At 64.4% G+C, this 15,946-nt stretch carries 16 protein-coding genes; 5 read left to right on the top strand and 11 right to left on the bottom strand.

Annotated elements, in window-relative coordinates:
- The first annotated feature begins 34 nt into the window (after window positions 1-34).
- Entirely contained in the window at window positions 35-1,834 is a 1,800-nt protein-coding gene (gene aspS / locus HY836_RS15530; protein WP_290677681.1) for an aspartate--tRNA ligase, read from the top strand.
- Window positions 1,835-1,938: 104 nt separating this feature from the next.
- Here the strand turns inward: aspS and HY836_RS15525 are convergent, their stop codons facing one another.
- Window positions 1,939-2,508 carry a hypothetical protein gene (locus HY836_RS15525; protein WP_290677679.1) on the bottom strand — a complete coding sequence of 190 codons (570 nt, stop codon included), beginning with the start codon at window positions 2,506-2,508 and terminating at the stop codon, window positions 1,939-1,941.
- A 205-nt stretch (window positions 2,509-2,713) separates the two neighbouring features.
- On the opposite strand from HY836_RS15525, the gene HY836_RS15520 reads away from it, so the two are divergent.
- Window positions 2,714-3,532, top strand: coding sequence for a CsgG/HfaB family protein (locus HY836_RS15520; protein WP_290677677.1), 819 nt, complete (start codon window positions 2,714-2,716; stop codon window positions 3,530-3,532).
- Window positions 3,533-3,560: 28 nt separating this feature from the next.
- On the opposite strand, the gene HY836_RS15515 is transcribed toward HY836_RS15520, so the two are convergent.
- Window positions 3,561-5,039, bottom strand: a complete 1,479-nt coding sequence (locus HY836_RS15515) for a methyl-accepting chemotaxis protein (RefSeq protein ID WP_290677675.1) — start codon at window positions 5,037-5,039, stop codon at window positions 3,561-3,563.
- A gap of 149 nt (window positions 5,040-5,188) precedes the next feature.
- Here HY836_RS15515 and nudB point away from each other — a divergent pair, with 149 nt between their 5' ends.
- The 3 genes from nudB to clsB all read left to right on the top strand — a co-directional run bounded on the left by nudB (window position 5,189) and on the right by clsB (window position 7,930).
- Window positions 5,189-5,689 carry a dihydroneopterin triphosphate diphosphatase gene (gene nudB / locus HY836_RS15510; RefSeq protein ID WP_290677673.1) on the top strand — a complete coding sequence of 167 codons (501 nt, stop codon included), beginning with the start codon at window positions 5,189-5,191 and terminating at the stop codon, window positions 5,687-5,689.
- A 105-nt stretch (window positions 5,690-5,794) separates the two neighbouring features.
- On the top strand, window positions 5,795-6,604 hold the full coding sequence (locus HY836_RS15505) for an endonuclease/exonuclease/phosphatase family protein (protein ID WP_290677698.1): 810 nt from the start codon (window positions 5,795-5,797) through the stop codon (window positions 6,602-6,604).
- A 6-nt stretch (window positions 6,605-6,610) separates the two neighbouring features.
- On the top strand, window positions 6,611-7,930 hold the full coding sequence (gene clsB, locus HY836_RS15500; protein ID WP_290677670.1) for a cardiolipin synthase ClsB: 1,320 nt from the start codon (window positions 6,611-6,613) through the stop codon (window positions 7,928-7,930).
- Here clsB and HY836_RS15495 read toward each other — a convergent pair.
- Genes HY836_RS15495 through cobU form a run of 9 tightly spaced genes read right to left on the bottom strand, consistent with a single transcriptional unit; the run spans window position 7,899 to window position 15,945 of the window.
- Complete coding sequence (locus tag HY836_RS15495; protein WP_290677667.1) at window positions 7,899-8,513, bottom strand: histidine phosphatase family protein; 615 nt, start codon at window positions 8,511-8,513, stop codon at window positions 7,899-7,901. The two genes, clsB and HY836_RS15495, sit on opposite strands and share 32 nt — an antisense overlap.
- Before the next feature lie 2 nt (window positions 8,514-8,515).
- Window positions 8,516-9,385, bottom strand: a complete 870-nt coding sequence (locus HY836_RS15490; RefSeq protein WP_290677664.1) for an adenosylcobinamide-GDP ribazoletransferase — start codon at window positions 9,383-9,385, stop codon at window positions 8,516-8,518.
- Window positions 9,386-9,392: 7 nt separating this feature from the next.
- Window positions 9,393-10,463 (bottom strand): nicotinate-nucleotide--dimethylbenzimidazole phosphoribosyltransferase, encoded by a 1,071-nt coding sequence (cobT, locus tag HY836_RS15485; protein ID WP_290677661.1) that lies wholly within the window; start codon window positions 10,461-10,463, stop codon window positions 9,393-9,395.
- A 38-nt stretch (window positions 10,464-10,501) separates the two neighbouring features.
- Window positions 10,502-12,055, bottom strand: coding sequence for a cobyric acid synthase (locus HY836_RS15480; protein ID WP_290677658.1), 1,554 nt, complete (start codon window positions 12,053-12,055; stop codon window positions 10,502-10,504).
- Window positions 12,056-12,067: 12 nt separating this feature from the next.
- On the bottom strand, window positions 12,068-12,637 hold the full coding sequence (cobO, locus tag HY836_RS15475; protein WP_290677655.1) for a cob(I)yrinic acid a,c-diamide adenosyltransferase: 570 nt from the start codon (window positions 12,635-12,637) through the stop codon (window positions 12,068-12,070).
- Window positions 12,638-12,666: 29 nt separating this feature from the next.
- Window positions 12,667-13,464 carry an ABC transporter ATP-binding protein gene (locus HY836_RS15470; RefSeq protein ID WP_290677652.1) on the bottom strand — a complete coding sequence of 266 codons (798 nt, stop codon included), beginning with the start codon at window positions 13,462-13,464 and terminating at the stop codon, window positions 12,667-12,669.
- The gene (locus tag HY836_RS15465) at window positions 13,461-14,399 is read right to left on the bottom strand and encodes an iron ABC transporter permease (protein WP_290677695.1); all 939 of its coding nucleotides are present in this window, start codon (window positions 14,397-14,399) and stop codon (window positions 13,461-13,463) included. The genes HY836_RS15470 and HY836_RS15465 overlap by 4 nt, the downstream gene beginning before the upstream one ends.
- 44 nt (window positions 14,400-14,443) lie before the next feature.
- Window positions 14,444-15,370, bottom strand: coding sequence for an ABC transporter substrate-binding protein (locus HY836_RS15460; RefSeq protein ID WP_290677649.1), 927 nt, complete (start codon window positions 15,368-15,370; stop codon window positions 14,444-14,446).
- On the bottom strand, window positions 15,367-15,945 hold the full coding sequence (gene cobU / locus HY836_RS15455) for a bifunctional adenosylcobinamide kinase/adenosylcobinamide-phosphate guanylyltransferase (RefSeq protein ID WP_290677646.1): 579 nt from the start codon (window positions 15,943-15,945) through the stop codon (window positions 15,367-15,369). Before cobU ends, HY836_RS15460 begins: the two co-directional genes overlap by 4 nt.
- Window position 15,946 lies beyond the last annotated feature (1 nt).

Genomic DNA, 15,946 nt, shown 5'->3' with positions numbered 1-15,946 from the left:
GGCCACGTGATCCTCATCTCGGAGAAAACCAACAATGCGCACCACTTACTGTGGTCTGGTCAGCGAAGCGCTGATGGGCCAGACCGTGACGCTGATGGGCTGGGCCCACCGTCGCCGCGACCACGGCGGCGTGATCTTCATCGACATGCGTGACCGTGAAGGTCTGGTGCAGGTGGTGTTCGACCCCGACCGTGCCGATTCCTTCAAGATCGCTGAAGACGTGCGCGGCGAGTTCTGCCTGAAGGTGACCGGCGTTGTGCGCGCCCGCCCTGCCGGCACCGAAAACGCCGGCCTGACCAGCGGCAAGATCGAAGTGCTGGGCCACACGCTGGAAGTGCTGAACGCTTCGGTGACGCCGCCCTTCCAGATCGACGACGAGAACCTGTCGGAGACGACCCGCCTGACGCACCGCGTGCTGGACCTGCGTCGCCCGTACATGCAAAAGAACCTGATGCTGCGCTACCGCGTGGCGATGGAAGCACGCAAGTTCCTGGACGAGCACGGCTTTGTCGACATCGAAACCCCGATGCTGACCAAGTCCACCCCGGAAGGCGCCCGCGACTACCTGGTGCCCTCGCGCGTGCATGACGGCGCGTTCTTCGCCCTGCCCCAGTCGCCCCAGCTGTTCAAGCAGCTGCTGATGGTGGCCGGCTTCGACCGCTACTACCAGATCACCAAGTGCTTCCGCGACGAAGACCTGCGTGCTGATCGCCAGCCCGAATTCACCCAGATCGATATTGAAACGAGCTTCCTGACCGAGCAGGAAATCCGTGACATGTTCGAAGGCATGATCCGCCACGTCTTCATGAAGGCGTTGAATGTGGACCTGGGCGTGTACCCCGTCATGAAGTATGCAGATGCGATGCACCGCTTCGGTTCGGACAAGCCTGACCTGCGCGTCAAGCTGGAGTTCACCGAACTGACCGACGTGATGGCCGATGTGGACTTCAAGGTCTTCTCGACGCCTGCCACGACCAAGGGCGGCCGCGTGGTGGCCCTGTGCGTGCCTGGCGGCGGCACCATGTCGCGCGGTGAAATCGACGCCTACACCGAGTTCGTCAAGATCTACGGTGCCAAGGGCCTGGCCTGGATCAAGGTCAACGAAGTGGCCAAGGGTCGCGAAGGTTTGCAATCGCCCATCGTCAAGAACCTGCACGACGCGGCCATTGCCAAGATCCTGGAGCGCACGGGCGCCAAGGATGGCGACTTGATCTTCTTCGGTGCCGACAAGGAAAAGGTGGTCAACGACGCCATCGGCGCGCTGCGCCTGAAGGTGGGCCATTCGGAGTTCGGCAAGAAGGCCGGCCTGTTCGAAGACCGCTGGGCCCCGCTGTGGGTGGTGGACTTCCCGATGTTCGAGTACGACGACGACAGCGAACGCTGGAACGCCGTGCACCACCCCTTCACTGCCCCGAAGGATGGTCACGAAGACTACATGGACACCGATCCCGGCAAGTGCATCGCCAAGGCCTATGACATGGTCTTGAACGGTTGGGAACTGGGTGGCGGCTCGATCCGTATCCACCGCGCAGAGGTGCAGTCCAAGGTCTTCAAGGCCCTGAACATCACCGACGAAGACGCCAAGGTCAAGTTCGGCTTCCTGCTGGATGCGCTGCAGTACGGTGCGCCTCCTCACGGTGGCCTGGCCTTCGGTCTGGACCGTCTGGTCACCCTGATGACCAAGGCCGAGTCCATCCGTGACGTGATCGCCTTCCCCAAGACGCAACGTGCCCAGTGTCTGCTGACCGGCGCACCTTCGCTGGTCGACGAGAAGCAACTGCGCGAACTGCACATCCGCCTGCGCAATGCCGCAGCGGCCACGCCTGCAGCCTGAACGACTCAGCTGCATCGGGGCTGACAGGTCCCTCGCCAACAAAAAGCCACCCATCGAGGGTGGCTTTTTTTCGGCTATCTGGCCCGTGAACGGTCAGGCCGGGATCAGGTGAAGCCCCAGAAACGCTCCTGCGCGTTCTTGGACTTCACCAGGCTGCCGTCGAGCTTCTCGACAATGCGGTGCTCGTACTTGTTGTCCTTCACCGCGTCATAACGGAAGTAGACCGGGAAGATGGCGCCATGGTGCCCCATGACCGCGCAAACGTAGCCGCGCTTGTACAGTTCGCGCGCCAGTTGCTTGGCAAACGAGGGCGTGCCCAGCCCGCTGTAGCAGATGTCGCAAACGATCGTGCCCAGGTACTTCTTCTTGAGGCCCTTCTCCACCAGCATATCTGCCAACTCCGTGACCGTGACCGGCGCCGCCGTGTCCACATCGGGATAGGTCTTGGTATTGTCCTGCCCCGGAGGCACGCCATGGCCAAAAATGTGAATGCGGGCTGACATGCCCATGCCCACCTCCGCCAGCGGCTTGCCGGCGGTGTTGAGGAAGTAGGTCGTCCAGGTACGCTTGTGGTGCGTGTTGTCCTTCTGGCGATTGCTCCAGTCGCCATCGGTGCCGAACTTGCCCGCCTGGTTGTCATTCCAGGGAACAAATACAACTCGGTCCTTCGCCATCTTGATACCCGCCTTTCTTGCCGCGTTCGGTGCACATGCGTGATTGCAGCAAATTGGAAGATCCGGCCCTATCTGGCGTCAACACACCAAAGTCACAAGTGACCAGGCCCGCACCCCACCCATGAGGGCGCTTGCGACAAGGTCGGCCTTTTGTACACTCGGCGTGCCCTCAAGGCCACGTCGATTGAAATCAGGATTCCTCACCATGCGCCTCACACTCGCCCCTGCCCTGCTGTTGTCCTTGCTGTCTGCCTGCCTGGTCGGCTGCGGAGACAAGACGCCCCAATCCTCCACCGAACTGGGCAAGGGAGGCTCACTGGTGAGTGGTTCGGCAGGCCCCAAGGGTGCACAAGGCGCTGATGCCTCGCTCGTGCGATGCGATGGCCCTGTGGCCACGCTGGCCTTGGCCGAAAACCCAGACGGCTACACGATGAGCAGCCACTACCAGTTGCCCGCCACGCCGGTACCATTGATCAAGCTGCTCGCACAACAAAGCGGGTGCTTCCGCGTGGTCGATCGCGCCGCTGGCCTGCGCAGCACCATGCAGGAAAGCCAGTTGAAGGAAGCCGGCATCGTGCGCGCTGACAGCACGGTCCACAAGGGCAAAGGCTACGAGGCCCAATACACCGTGATCCCCAGCCTGACATTCAGCGAACAGGAAGCCGGGCGAGGCATCGCCGGCATCGTCTCCAGCATCCCGGTCCTGCGCGACATTGCGGGCCTGGTCGGCCTGCTGGAGCAGGTCAAGCTCAAAGAAGCCCAGGTGGCCCTGCTGCTGACAGACAACGAAACCACCGAGCAACTGGCCGCCGCCACGGGCTCGGCCCGCACCACGGATCTGGGCCTCGGTGGTCTGCTCGCCAGCAAGCTGGGCGGCGCAGCCGGCCTGGGTTGGAGCAACACCAACGAAGGCAAGGTAATCGCTGCCGCCTTCCTGGATGCGCACAACAAGCTGGTGGTGCAGGTGCGTGAGTTGCAGGCCAAGGCCTTACCGCCATCCGTGGCCGTCAAGCAAGGGTCCTGATTGATCGGCCCGCCCGCCAAGGCGGGTGTCAGAAGAACTCGACGGCGTCGGTTGGCGGATTTGCAGCGGGCGCCGGGTGTGAGGCAGGGGCAGCAGGGGATGCTTGCCCATCCCGCCCTTGCGCCACCATGCTGCGCAGTGCGCTGGCACTGTCATTCATGCCATCGGCGGCCATCACAGACGTCGCCACCAATTGGGCATTGGCATCCGTCAGGTGCTTGAGTTCATCCAGCCTGAGTTTCACCTCGGCCAGCGACTGGCTTTGCACGAGGGCGTCCGACGCCACTTGCTGGGTGCGCCCGGTCACGGCTTCCACATCGGCCCTCATGTCCCCCAGCCGTTGTTTGACGCTTTGAATGCGGGCGACGCCATCGTCCACCTGCCCGGCCGTGCGCTCGATCAAATGCTTGACCTGCTGCGCCGATTCGGCCGTGCGCCTGGACAAGGCCCGCACCTCGGTCGCCACGACCGCAAAGCCGCGGCCGGCTGGGCCCGCTCGCGCAGCCTCGATCGCGGCATTGAGCGCCAGGATATTGGTCTGGAACGCGACAGCCTCGATCAGGGCGATGGCCTCGCTCATCTCTGAAGATCGCTGACTGATCAACTGGATGGAGGCCACGGCCTCGTTGACCACCTCGTCGCCCGCACGCACACGGTCGCGCAACTGATTGCATTGATCGTCCACCGCAATCACGTTGGCCGTGGTGTTATCCACCTGATCGGCCACCCCGCCGATCACATCGGCGACCGTGGTGATGTTGTAAGTCTGCTGATCGGTGCGCATGGCCAGTTCCTGAGCGCTGCGCGACACCTCCTGCCCGGCATCCGCCACCTTGGTAGAGCCTTCCAGCATGGTGTCGAGCAGGCGTTGCAGATCGCCCTTGGCCGAATCTAGTTGGGACACTGTCTGGCCCAATCGAGCGTGCGCCTGCAACACACCGTCCACCAGAATGCACATGCACACCAGGAAGGTCATCAACCCCACGAAGTAACGCAGGTACATGACGTCCACATGGCTGAGGGCCACATAGGCCACCGCCATGGGATAGATAGCCAGGCAAGCGGCCAGTGGAATCGTTCGCCAACTCCAGCCCCCAGCCAACAGGATGACTGCGATCTGATTCAGATGGATCAGCACGTACAGCTCAAACAGTTGCAGACGCGTGAGTTGCCCCATCGCCACCATGACCAGGGCCGCACCGCCAACCAGGCCATGGCTGAACAGAAGCCAGCGCCGAAACCGCAGCGCCACTTCCTGTTGGCGCGCGATCGCCCACATGACGATACAGATGCAGGTCAGGCCCAGGAAAGTAGCCAGCACATTGGGCCGATCCCCCACAGGTCGAGTGAAGATATCCAGGGCATAGACCGTACCGGCGATCAGCGTCACCAGGGCAAACTGGCCCCAATAGCTTTCCTTGAGCACGCGCCACAAAGCCAGAAAAGCCATGCTGATGGTGAGCAGGGCCAGCGATGAAACCAGCGCAAACGCGGAATAGGAGGTCATGGGCCGTTCGGGTACTTTCGTCTGACAGTTCGAGCACGCGCCTGGTGCACCTTTGCACCACCTTCGCATGTTCGACCGAACACCCCGGTGACTTGAGGCTTATGGTTGTCGGCCTGCCGCCTGTTCGTGCGCCATGTCACACTTCGAGCATGTCAGAGTTGCCCCACAAGATCCCGAAATCCGTTCTGGTCGTCATCTACACGCCCGAGCTGGATGTGCTGCTGATAGAACGCGCCAAACAACCCGGCTTCTGGCAAAGCGTGACCGGCTCCAAGGACACCCTGGAAGAGCACTGGCGTGAGACCGCCATCCGAGAAGTTCAGGAAGAAACCGGTATCTGCGTTGGTACAGCCGATGTCCCGGCCGCGGCCTTGAGCGACTGGGCAGTCGAGAACATCTACGAGATCTACCCGGTGTGGCGCCACCGCTATGCGCCGGGCGTGACCCACAACACCGAGCGCGTTTTCGGGCTGTGCGTGCATCAGGGCACCCCCATCACCCTGGCCCCCATGGAACATACCCAGTACGCCTGGCTGCCCTGGCGTGAGGCGGCTGACCGTTGTTTTTCGCCGTCGAACGCCGAGGCCATCCTTCAGCTGGCACAGAGACTGAAAGGGCACGAAGGCGTCTGCGGCAGATCAAACGAATAAGCAGACGGGGAAAGCCCCTGTTTGAAACCGCGCTCACGATCCCGCAGATGCGGTTATCTTTGACACCATCGGGTTGCCCTTGCATCGCTCGCCACCATTGCCGTGCTGAATCCCCTCCAGTCATCCCTCTTGCCGCCGTCCACGCTGTCCTCCCGGAGCTTGCGTGTGGCCACCTACAACATCCACAAGGGTGTGCGAGGCGTCGGCCCCACCAAGCGCCTGGAAATCCACAACCTCGGGCTGGCGGTGGAGGCCATGGACGCCGACATCGTCTGCCTGCAAGAGGTGCGGCGCTTTCATCACACCGATGCGCAGCACTTCTCCAAAACTGATTTCGGCCCCCTGTGCTGGCCCAATGTGCCGCAGGCGGAATACCTGGCGCCGGAAGGTTACGAAGTGGCCTACCGCACCAATGCCGTGACCAAGAACGGCGAGCACGGCAATGCCCTGCTGGCGCGCTGGCCCCTGGGTCACATTGGCCATCACGATGTGTCTGACCACCGCTTCGAGCAGCGTGGCTTCCTGCATGTGTCGGTGCACTGGCGCGGTGTCGAGATCCATGTGGTGGTGGTGCACCTGGGCTTGATCCATTCGAGCCGCGTGCGGCAGGCCGAGCGCCTGGCCCAACTGGTGCGCGAGCACATTCCCGCGCAAGCGCCCGTGGTCATCGCAGGGGACTTCAACGACTGGAACGAAAAGCTGGACCACATCCTGGAGGCGGAAGGCCTGCAGCGCGCCACGTCAGGCGGGGATGAACGCACACCCACCTTCCCCTCGATCGTGCCCGTGCTGGCCCTGGATCGGGTCTACACACGCGGCATGCAATGCCAGTCCATCATGGTGCCTCGTGGCAGCGCATGGGCGCGCCTGTCTGATCACCTGCCCCTGGTCGTGGAGCTGGACCTGGCTTCCTGATCGATCATGCTGTACCAACCATCCTCGGACCTTGACGCGGATGAATCGATGCGGAGGCTGGCCTGGTATGCCCAGCGCAAGCCGGTTTTCACCGGCGGCAACCAGGTCACCTTGTTGCGTGGCGGCAAGGCCTTCTTCCCGGCCCTGAGCGACTGCATCGATCACGCCAGTCGCAGCGTGTGGCTGGCGCTGTACATCGTCTCGCCGCTGGGGCAAAGCGGCAGTGTGCTGCAAGCCCTCAAACGCGCAGCGCGGCGTGGCATTGACGTGCACCTGGTGGTGGACGGCTTTGGGTCACGCGAAGCGCCCGATGCACTGTGGCAGGAGCTGGAGCGGGCTGGCGTCAAGATGGCAATCTACCGGCCCATGCACAAATTCTGGGGCCTGCTGGACACCAGCCAGTGGCGCCGCATGCACATGAAGCTGTGCGTGGTGGACGATACCCATGCGTTCGTGGGCGGCATCAACCTGATCGATGATCACTACGACCTCACGCATGGCTGGTCAGACGAGCCTCGGCTGGATTACGCCGTGCAGGTGCAAGGCCCCGTGATCACGCCGGTTCTGCACACGATCAAGGCCATGTGGACGCGAGCCCATTTCGGGCGTGACTGGCGCGACGACCTCAGCCACCTCATGCAGGACAGGCACAAGCTCAAACGCCTGAAACACTGGGTGCAGCAAGCCCGCATGCGCCTGAACCCGCGTGAACAAGGCAAGCTGGCCCAAGCGGCGGCCCTGCACGCCCCCATGCGCAGCGCCTTCGTGTTGCGTGACAACCTGCGCCAGCGGCGCACGATCGAGCAGTCGGCCTTGCAGGCCATCCATCAGGCGCGCCACCGCATCGACATCGTCACGCCCTACTTCTATCCGCGGCGCGCCATCCGGCTGGCTTTGCGGGCCGCCGCTGCGCGCGGTGTGCGTGTTCGCCTGCTGCTGCAAGGCAAGCTCGACTTCCAGATTGCCGGCCTGGCCGCCCGTGTGCTGTATGGCGAGTTGCAGCAATACGGCGTGCGCATCTTCGAATACCAGCCGGCCTTCCTGCATGCCAAGGTGCTGTGCGTGGACGATGAATGGGCCACCGTGGGCTCCTCCAATCTGGACCCGCTCTCTCTGGTGTTGAACCTGGAGGCCAATCTGATCATCAAAGACCGGGCCTTTGTGCGGACGCTGTCAGGCGCCTTGAGCGAGGACTTTGCCCAAAGCCACGAGGTCCTCAAGGCCGATGAGAACGCTTCGCGCTGGATCACACGGTTGCGCCGCAACTTCGTGCGCCAGCTGGCCAAGGCCTACCTCAGGCTGGCGGGGGCGGCGGGGCGCTATTGAGGTTGATCTGCAGGCGCTGGCCATACCGCGGTGGCACCGGCCATTGGCTGGCCTGGGTCGGGAAGCCGGCTCGCGTATGGCGCCATTGCAGGGCCAGCATCCAGCCTGCATGCCCCACCACGATCAACGGCTCACTCGGGGTAGCTGACCTGCCCATGCACGCGCACCAGGCATCGACCCGGTTGAACACCTCGTGCAAGGACTCTCCACCACCAGGCCGGTGATGCAGAAAATCCTCACACCAGGCATCGACCTGTGTGTGTTCGATGTGCTGCCAGGCTTGCCCATCCCAGGCGCCAAAGCCCATCTCCAGCAAGGCGGCGTCCACATGATGGCGCCAACCCCAGCGCCGCAACATGCGCCCTACCAGGGCACAGCGCCACAGTGGCGATGTGTGCACCACGCGCGGCCAACCCAGCCGGCGGGCTTGTTGCCGAATGCGGTGCGCCAGGCGCTTGGCCTTGCGCCGATCGACCGGCACATCCGTCTGCCCAATGCAGCGCCCCGCCACGCCATACGGCCGGGGGTGGCGCCACACCCAGCAAGAGGCCGGGCTCGGGTCAACAGGCGGCAAGCGGGCCATCGTCAAGCAACCGGGTGCACCACGGCCAACCAGGCCAGCAGCCCCATTGCCTCGGTGATCTGCTGGCTCGCGCCCAGCGTGTCACCCGTGAAGCCGCCCAGGCGTTTGCGGAACCAGCGTGCACACACGGCCGCACCCAGCAGCATCACCAGGCTCGACTTCAGCAAGGCAGACAGCAAGGTGCCCACCGGCCAGGCTGTGTAGCCCCACCAGAACACCATCGCGCCGGCGATCAGGCTGGTGACCAGCACGGCCGCGATGACGTTCGCCCATGACACCTGCATGGCCAGCGGCTTGGCCTTGGCATGGTCCAGATCGCCGGCATAGGGCAAGACACGCGTCAGGCAGACCGGCACCAGGCGAGACGCCGCATGGCACCAGATCATGGCCATCATCGTCCAGGCCAGCAGCACTTGCCGCACATGGCTGGATTCGGCGCTGTCGAGTTCATTGAACAAGGGCGTGGCCAGGGAGGCCAGCACCGCCGCTTTCAACAGCAGCATGAGGATGAGGCCCAGCGCACCGTAGGAGCCGATGCGCGAGTCCTTCATGATCGTGAGCGCCCGCTCCCGGCTGACGGTGCCGCCCAGGCCATCACAGGTATCGGCCAGGCCGTCTTCATGAAAGCCACCAGTGAGCCATACGGTGAAGGCCATGCTCAGCACCACCGCCACCGCAGGCGGCCACCAGAACGCTGCGGCCGCGAGCACCAAGGCGCCGGCCAGGCCCACCAGGGCGCCGATCAAGGGAAAGTAGCGCATGCAGCCTTGCAACCACGAAGGCTCGAACCCCACCCAGCCCGGCACTGGCACCCGCGTCAGGAACTGCAGGGCAACCAGCATCAGGCGGAGTTCATGCAGCAAGGCTTTCATGCGCGCATCATGCCTCGGCTGCAGGCCTCTGACCGGCATCCTGCTCAGAACTGCTCACGCCCGCCGCTTCAAAGCTGGCCATCTCGCGCAGGATGCGGCAGGCGCTTTCCAACAAGGGCCAGGCCAAGGCCGCACCAGAGCCCTCGCCCAGTCGCAGATCGAGCCTGAGCAGTGGCTTGACACGCAGGTGGCGCAACATCAGTGCGTGCCCGGATTCATCGGATTGATGGGCGAACACGCAGCGCTGCAAGACCAGTGGCTGCAAGGCCGCGGCCACCAGCACGGCGCTGCTGGCAATGAAGCCATCGACCACGATCACACGGCGTTCACTGGCGGCCTGCAACACAGCGCCCACCATCATGGCGATTTCGAAGCCGCCAAAGGCCGCCAGCACATCCAGCGGCGCCACGGCATCAACGTGGCGGGCCAGGGCCGCCCGCAGCACGTCCAGCTTGCGCGCCAGGGCGGCATCGTCCAGTCCGGTGCCACGGCCGGTGCAGGCCTCAATGGGCTCACCAGCCAAGCGGGCCATGAGCAAGGCCGCGCTGGATGTATTGCCAATGCCCATTTCGCCGATCAGGATCGCGTTGCCGGGCAAGCCACACACCACGTCCTGGCCGGCTCGCAAGGCCTGCTCGCATTGCGCCGCGCTCATGGCTTGCTGAGCCGTGCAGTCGGCCGTGCCATGTGCGATCTTGCGGATCTGCAAACCGGCACGCGGGGCAAAGTCATGGGCCACACCAGCGTCCACCACATTCAGGGCCAGGCCATGCTGGCGCGCCAGCACGCTGACCGCAGCACCGCCGGCCAGGAAGTTCTCGACCATCTGCCAGGTCACGTCACTGGGGTAGGCGGAAACGCCACGCGCGGCCAAGCCATGGTCACCCGCAAACACGATCATCTGGGGCGATTGCAAGACCGGCTGCTCGTTGCCCAGCACCAGCCCGATCTGGCGCGCCAGTGTTTCGATCTGCCCCAACGCCCCCAGCGGCTTGGTCTTGTGGTCGATCACATGCTGAAGGCGGGCTGCCAGTTCGGCTTGTGAGAGGTCAGCGATCGTTGGAATGGCAAAGGACATGAACAGACTTGAAAAGGGGCAATGGGATGGAGACGACTTCAGGGCTGCAGCAACTGCATCAGCGAGCCGGATGAGAAAGACTGGTCCAGCACATCGGCCAGCCCATCAAAGACGCTGTCGAGCGTGCGTGCCTGCTGGCCGAACAAGGCCTGCATGACCGCGCTGGACTCGAACAGCCCATGCAGGTAGACGCCCAGCACGGCGCCACGCTGCCAGCCCATGGCCTGCCCGGCGTCATCCACCAGGATGGCATCGGGCGCCAGGGCGGCGTCTGTCCAGCTGGTGCGGCCATGGTGGATTTCATAGCCGTCGATGGCGTGGCCATGCAAGGCAGCCCAGACATCTTGACGGCCACAACTGCCGCTGGGCTCGTGGCTGGCACGCCAGGTTGCGCGGGTGGCGCGCAGGGCCTTGGTCGCATCGAAGCGGGTGTGCAGGGGCAAGAGCTTCAAGCCCGCCACGCTGGTGGGCATGGGTGATGCGGCACCAGCGCCTTCCACACCATCGACGTCCCGCACCTCGTCACCCAGCATCTGCAGGCCGCCACAAATGCCCAGCACGGGGCGGCCTTGTGCGGCATGGGCTTGAATCGCAGCAGCCAGACCTTGATCGTGCAACCACTGCAAATCAGCGCGGGTGTGTTTGGAGCCGGGCAGGATGATCCAGTCAGCGCCATCGAGGTCACGCGCTTGGCGTGACCACACCAGCTTGACATCTGGCAGGTTGCGTAGCGGTTGGAACTCGTCGAGGTTGCTGATACGCGGGTAGGCCACGATGGCGATGCGGCGGGTGACCGTACCAGAGGTGGCTGAACCCAGACCACCGCCGTCTTCATACAGCCCGTCTTCTTCGGGCAAGCCATGCCCACGCTGCATGGGGATGACGGCCATCGTGGGCACGCCCGTCAAGGCCTGCAACTGATCTGGCCCGGGGGCCAGCAAGGCGGCATCACCCCTGAAGCGGTTGAGCACGAAGCCGCGGATCAAGGCGCGCTCGGCCTGGGGCAGCAACTGGTGGGTGCCATACAGATGGGCAAAGGCGCCACCGCGGTCGATGTCTGTCACCAGCAGGCAGGCAGCCTTGGCGGCCAGGGCCGTGCGCATGTTGACGAAGTCGTTGTCGTGCAGGTTGATCTCGGCGGGCGAACCGGCACCTTCGATCACCACCACATCGTGTTCGCTCATCAGCGAGGCCAGCGCCTGTTGGGCATGCGGCCACAACAACTCGCTGCGCGAGCGCCAGGGCATGGTCGAGTAATCGCGGCGCACCTGGCCCATCACCACCACCTGGCTGGCGGTGTCATGCTCGGGCTTGAGCAGCACGGGGTTCATGCGCACATCCGGCATGGCCCTGGCAGCCAGCGCCTGGAAGTACTGTGCCGAGCCGATCTCGCCGAGCCCACCTTCCAGCCCACTACCCGGCCCCGGCACCACACGCGCGTTGTTGCTCATGTTCTGCGCCTTGAAGGGCGCCACCTTCAGGCCCTGGCGGGCGTACCAGCGGCACAGCGCCGTGGTCAGCCAGCTTTTGCCCGCCCCACTGCTGGTGCCCAGCACCATCACGGCGCGTGCAGGTGTAGGCGCATGGCGCATGGTCAAGCCAGCTCAGTCTTCAATGCCGCGTTGCGCAGGGATGCCGGCTTCATAAGCGTGCTTGATCTTGCGGACTTCACTGACGGTATCCGCGATGTCGATGATCTCTTGGGGGCAGTCACGGCCCGTGATGACCACATGCACCTCGCTGGGCCGATTGCGCAAGGTGTCCACCACCTCTTGCAAGGGCAGCCAGCCGTAGATCAATGGGTAGGTCATCTCATCGAGCACGACCAGGAAGTGGTCACCACTGCGGATGGCCTCGGCGGCACGCGCCCAACCCTGGCGGGCCAGCTCGGCCGAGTGCTCCAGGTCCTTGCTCTTCCAGCTGAAGCCGTCGCCCAGGCCTTCAATGGGCACACCCAGTTGCTCGAAAGCACGGTGCTCGCCAAAACGCGCGCTGGGCACCTTCATGAATTGGTAGATCTTCACAGGCTTGCCGCGGCCATGGGCACGCAGTGCCAGGCCAAATGCGGCCGTGCTCTTGCCTTTGCCATCGCCCGTGTTGACGATCAACAGGCCACGTCGTTCAACACGTTCGCGCTGTTGGGGGGCTTCGGTGGGGGGATTCTGAATATCCATGATGAGGGGCTTTCCTTGGCGCGACGGTGTCATCCAAAACTGGGCAGCACGACCCAGCGCGTATCGGCACGCACGATGGTGACGGCCTGTTCAAAAACGTGTTCAATGGCGCGGTGGACCTGCGGGTCATCGCGATAGCCATGCGCCACCATGCGACCGGCCTGCATGACGGCGATCCGGTCGGCCGCCAGCGCCAGCGGCAGCTCATGCAGCACGCTGATGACGCATCGGCCCTTGTCGGCCTCGCGGCGCAGCACACGGGCCAGCAAGCGCTGATGCGGTGCATCCAGGTGGGAGACGGGCTCATCGAGCAGCATCACCGGTGCCTGCACAGCCAAGGCTCGCGCCAGCAGCACACGTTGGCGCTCGCCACCCGAGAGTGCCGCCATGCGCCTGTCGGCCGCCCAGGCGGTATCGGTATCCTGCATGGCCTGCGACACCGCACCCAGATCCGCCGCCCGCATGCCCGCCAGCCCCAACCAGCCTTGATGCGGCAGGCGGCCCAGGGCGACCACATCGCGCACGGCCATTGCGGGGTCACCCGAGACATCCTGCCCCAACCAGGCCAGATGCTGCGCACGGGCCCGGCCCGGCCATTGATGCAGCGGCTGGCCTTGCAAGATCACCTCGCCCGAAACTGTGGGCATCAGGCCGGACAGGCAGCGCAACAAGGTGGACTTGCCTGCGCCATTGGGCCCGACGATGGCCAGCCACTCACCGGCACGCGCCGGCATATTCACCTCAAACAGCACCTGTGTGTGGCCATGGCTGGCGCTCACACGTCTGGCCTCCACGGCCAATGGATGATGACGATGCGCGGCGTTCACGCGACCCTCCTGTGCAGCAGCACCAGCAGGTAGACGCCGCCCATGACCGCGGTGAGCACACCGACCGGCAACTCCTGCGGCGCGATCAGGCTGCGTGCCAGCACATCGGCGGCCAGCAACAAGGTGGCGCCCAGCAGACTGGATGCCCACAACATGGTGGCGTGGCGCGCGCCTGCCCAAGGCCGCGCCAGATGCGGTGCCACCAGGCCCACAAAAGCGACCAGACCAGCCTGTGCCACCGCCGCAGCGGTACTCAAAGCCAGCACGCCCACCAGCACGCCACGCGCCAGACCCAGCGGGATGCCCAGCGTGCGGGCCGTGTCTTCACCCAGGCTGAGCGCATCCAGCACACGTGCCAGCAACCATGCCACGGGCAAGGTCAGCGCCAACACCAAGCCCATGAGGCCGCAAGCTGACCAACTCAGCATCGACGTGTTGCCCAGCATGAAGGCCCGCATGGTGCGCCAGGCTTCAGCCGACCACAGCAAGACCAGTTCAGTCAGCGCGCCCAGCACGACGCCCACCACCACGCCAGCCAGCAGCAGGCGCATGGTCTGCGTGGCACCGCGTGACAGCAGCAAGGTCAGGGACACACCGGCCACGGCACCCACAAAGGCTGCGCCCGTCAGCCCCATGCCAGCCAACCAGCCCGACGATGCTGCCCAGGATTGGCCCAGCGTCAACATCAAGACCATGCTCAGACACGCTCCTGATGAGCTGCCCAGCAAATAGGGCTCGGCCAGAGGATTGCGAAACAAGCCCTGCGCCACGGCGCCACCCAGGCCCAACAGCGCCCCCACCAGCAAGGCGCCCACGGTGCGTGGCGCGCGGATCTCCCACACGATCTCGCGCAGGCTCTCATCCGACCAGGCAGCCATGGGATCCTGCCAGCCCGTGCTGCCCATGCCCAGTCCAGCCAAGACCAGCAGCAACATCAAGCCAGTCAATACCAGCACACCAGGCAGCGCACGTTGACCACTCACCTGAGCGCTCCTTTGGCAGCCAGCGTGCCAGAAGCGGCATAGGCGTTCAAACAACGTGCCAGCACAGCCGCCCCCAGGCCAAGACGCGGGCCAGGCCGCGCCAGCAGATCGTAATCGGCATGAGCGATGGCACACACATGGTGCCCTGCCACCGCCTTCAAGCGCGCCCACCCCGGCCGAGCAGCGAGGCCATCGGCCTCTTCCGCAGCGATCATGATGAGATCCGGGTTGGCGCGCACAACAAATTCGGGATTGAGTTTGGGAAATGGCCCCAGTTCAGCCGGGACCACATTGACGGCGCCCAGTCGGGTCAGCAACTGCCCGATGAACGACGCCGCACCGGCAGCATAAGGGGTAGCGCCCACCTCGAAATAGACACGCGTGCCACGCGCCTTCAAGGGCACCTGATCACGGGCCGCATCGATCTCGGCCTGCAGGGCCTTCCAGCGAAGGTCAGCTGCCTGAGGCTGCCCGATCAAGGCGGCTATCTTGCCAAACAGCTTTTGCACCTGAGACAGGTCCTGCGCGTCCAGTTCGGCCACGGTCAGGCCCAAGGCTCGTAGGCGAGGCGCCACACGGGATGAGGGTGCCACCAGCACCAGATCGGGCTTTTGCGCCACGATCAGCTCCACATTGGCATCGTCCAGCCCGCCCAGCTTGGGCAAGGCTTGCACCGATGCCGGCCAGTTGGACCACCTATCCGTGGCCACCACCTGCTTGCAGGCGCCCAGTGCGCACACGGACTCCGTGATCGACGGCAACAACGTGACGATGCGCTGCGGCGCACGCGGCAAGCGCACGGTCACACCCCGGTCATCCACCACGCTGATGCCCTGCGCATGCGCGGGCGGGCCCCACAGACACAGCAGCACCAAGGCCAACAAGGCCACGCCCAGGCCCACACCACGCAAGGCGATCGTCATGCCCAGACCTCTACCTCTCGCGTGAAGGCCTGCCCTGCGGCCATCAAGGTGATGTGCCTACAAGCCTGCGCCACATCCTGATTGAGCCGGCCCAGTTCATCGACAAAGTGCCGCACCTCGGCGCCCATGGGGATCACGCCCAAACCGATTTCATTGGAGACCAGCAGCACCGGGCCAGGTGCCGCACGCAATGCCGACAGCAAGTCTGCCTTCAAGTCGGGCCAGCCTGGCGCCAATGCACCGGCGCCATCACCGTGTGCAGGCAAGGCGGGCATGAGCACATTGGCCAGCCACAGCGTCAGGCAATCCACGATGAGCAGGCGATGGGCATCGGCCGCTTCACGCAGCACGCTACCTAGTTCAACCGGCGCCTCAAGCGTTTCGAAACCGGAAGGCCGATCCGCACGATGCCGCGCGATACGCTCGTGCATCTCTGCATCAGACGGCGTGGCCGTGGCCACCACCGTGACACTGTGCAATGGCGATTGCGCCAACCACCGCATCGCCAGCCGCTCGGCATGGCGCGACTTGCCACTGCGCTGGCCGCCGAGGATGAGGTGGTGGGCGCTCGTCACG

This window comes from Aquabacterium sp. (assembly GCF_016234775.1).
Classification (GTDB): Bacteria; Pseudomonadota; Gammaproteobacteria; order Burkholderiales; family Burkholderiaceae_C; genus Aquabacterium.
Note: the sequence above shows the minus strand (reverse complement) of the source record. Positions and strands in the feature narration are given on the sequence as shown.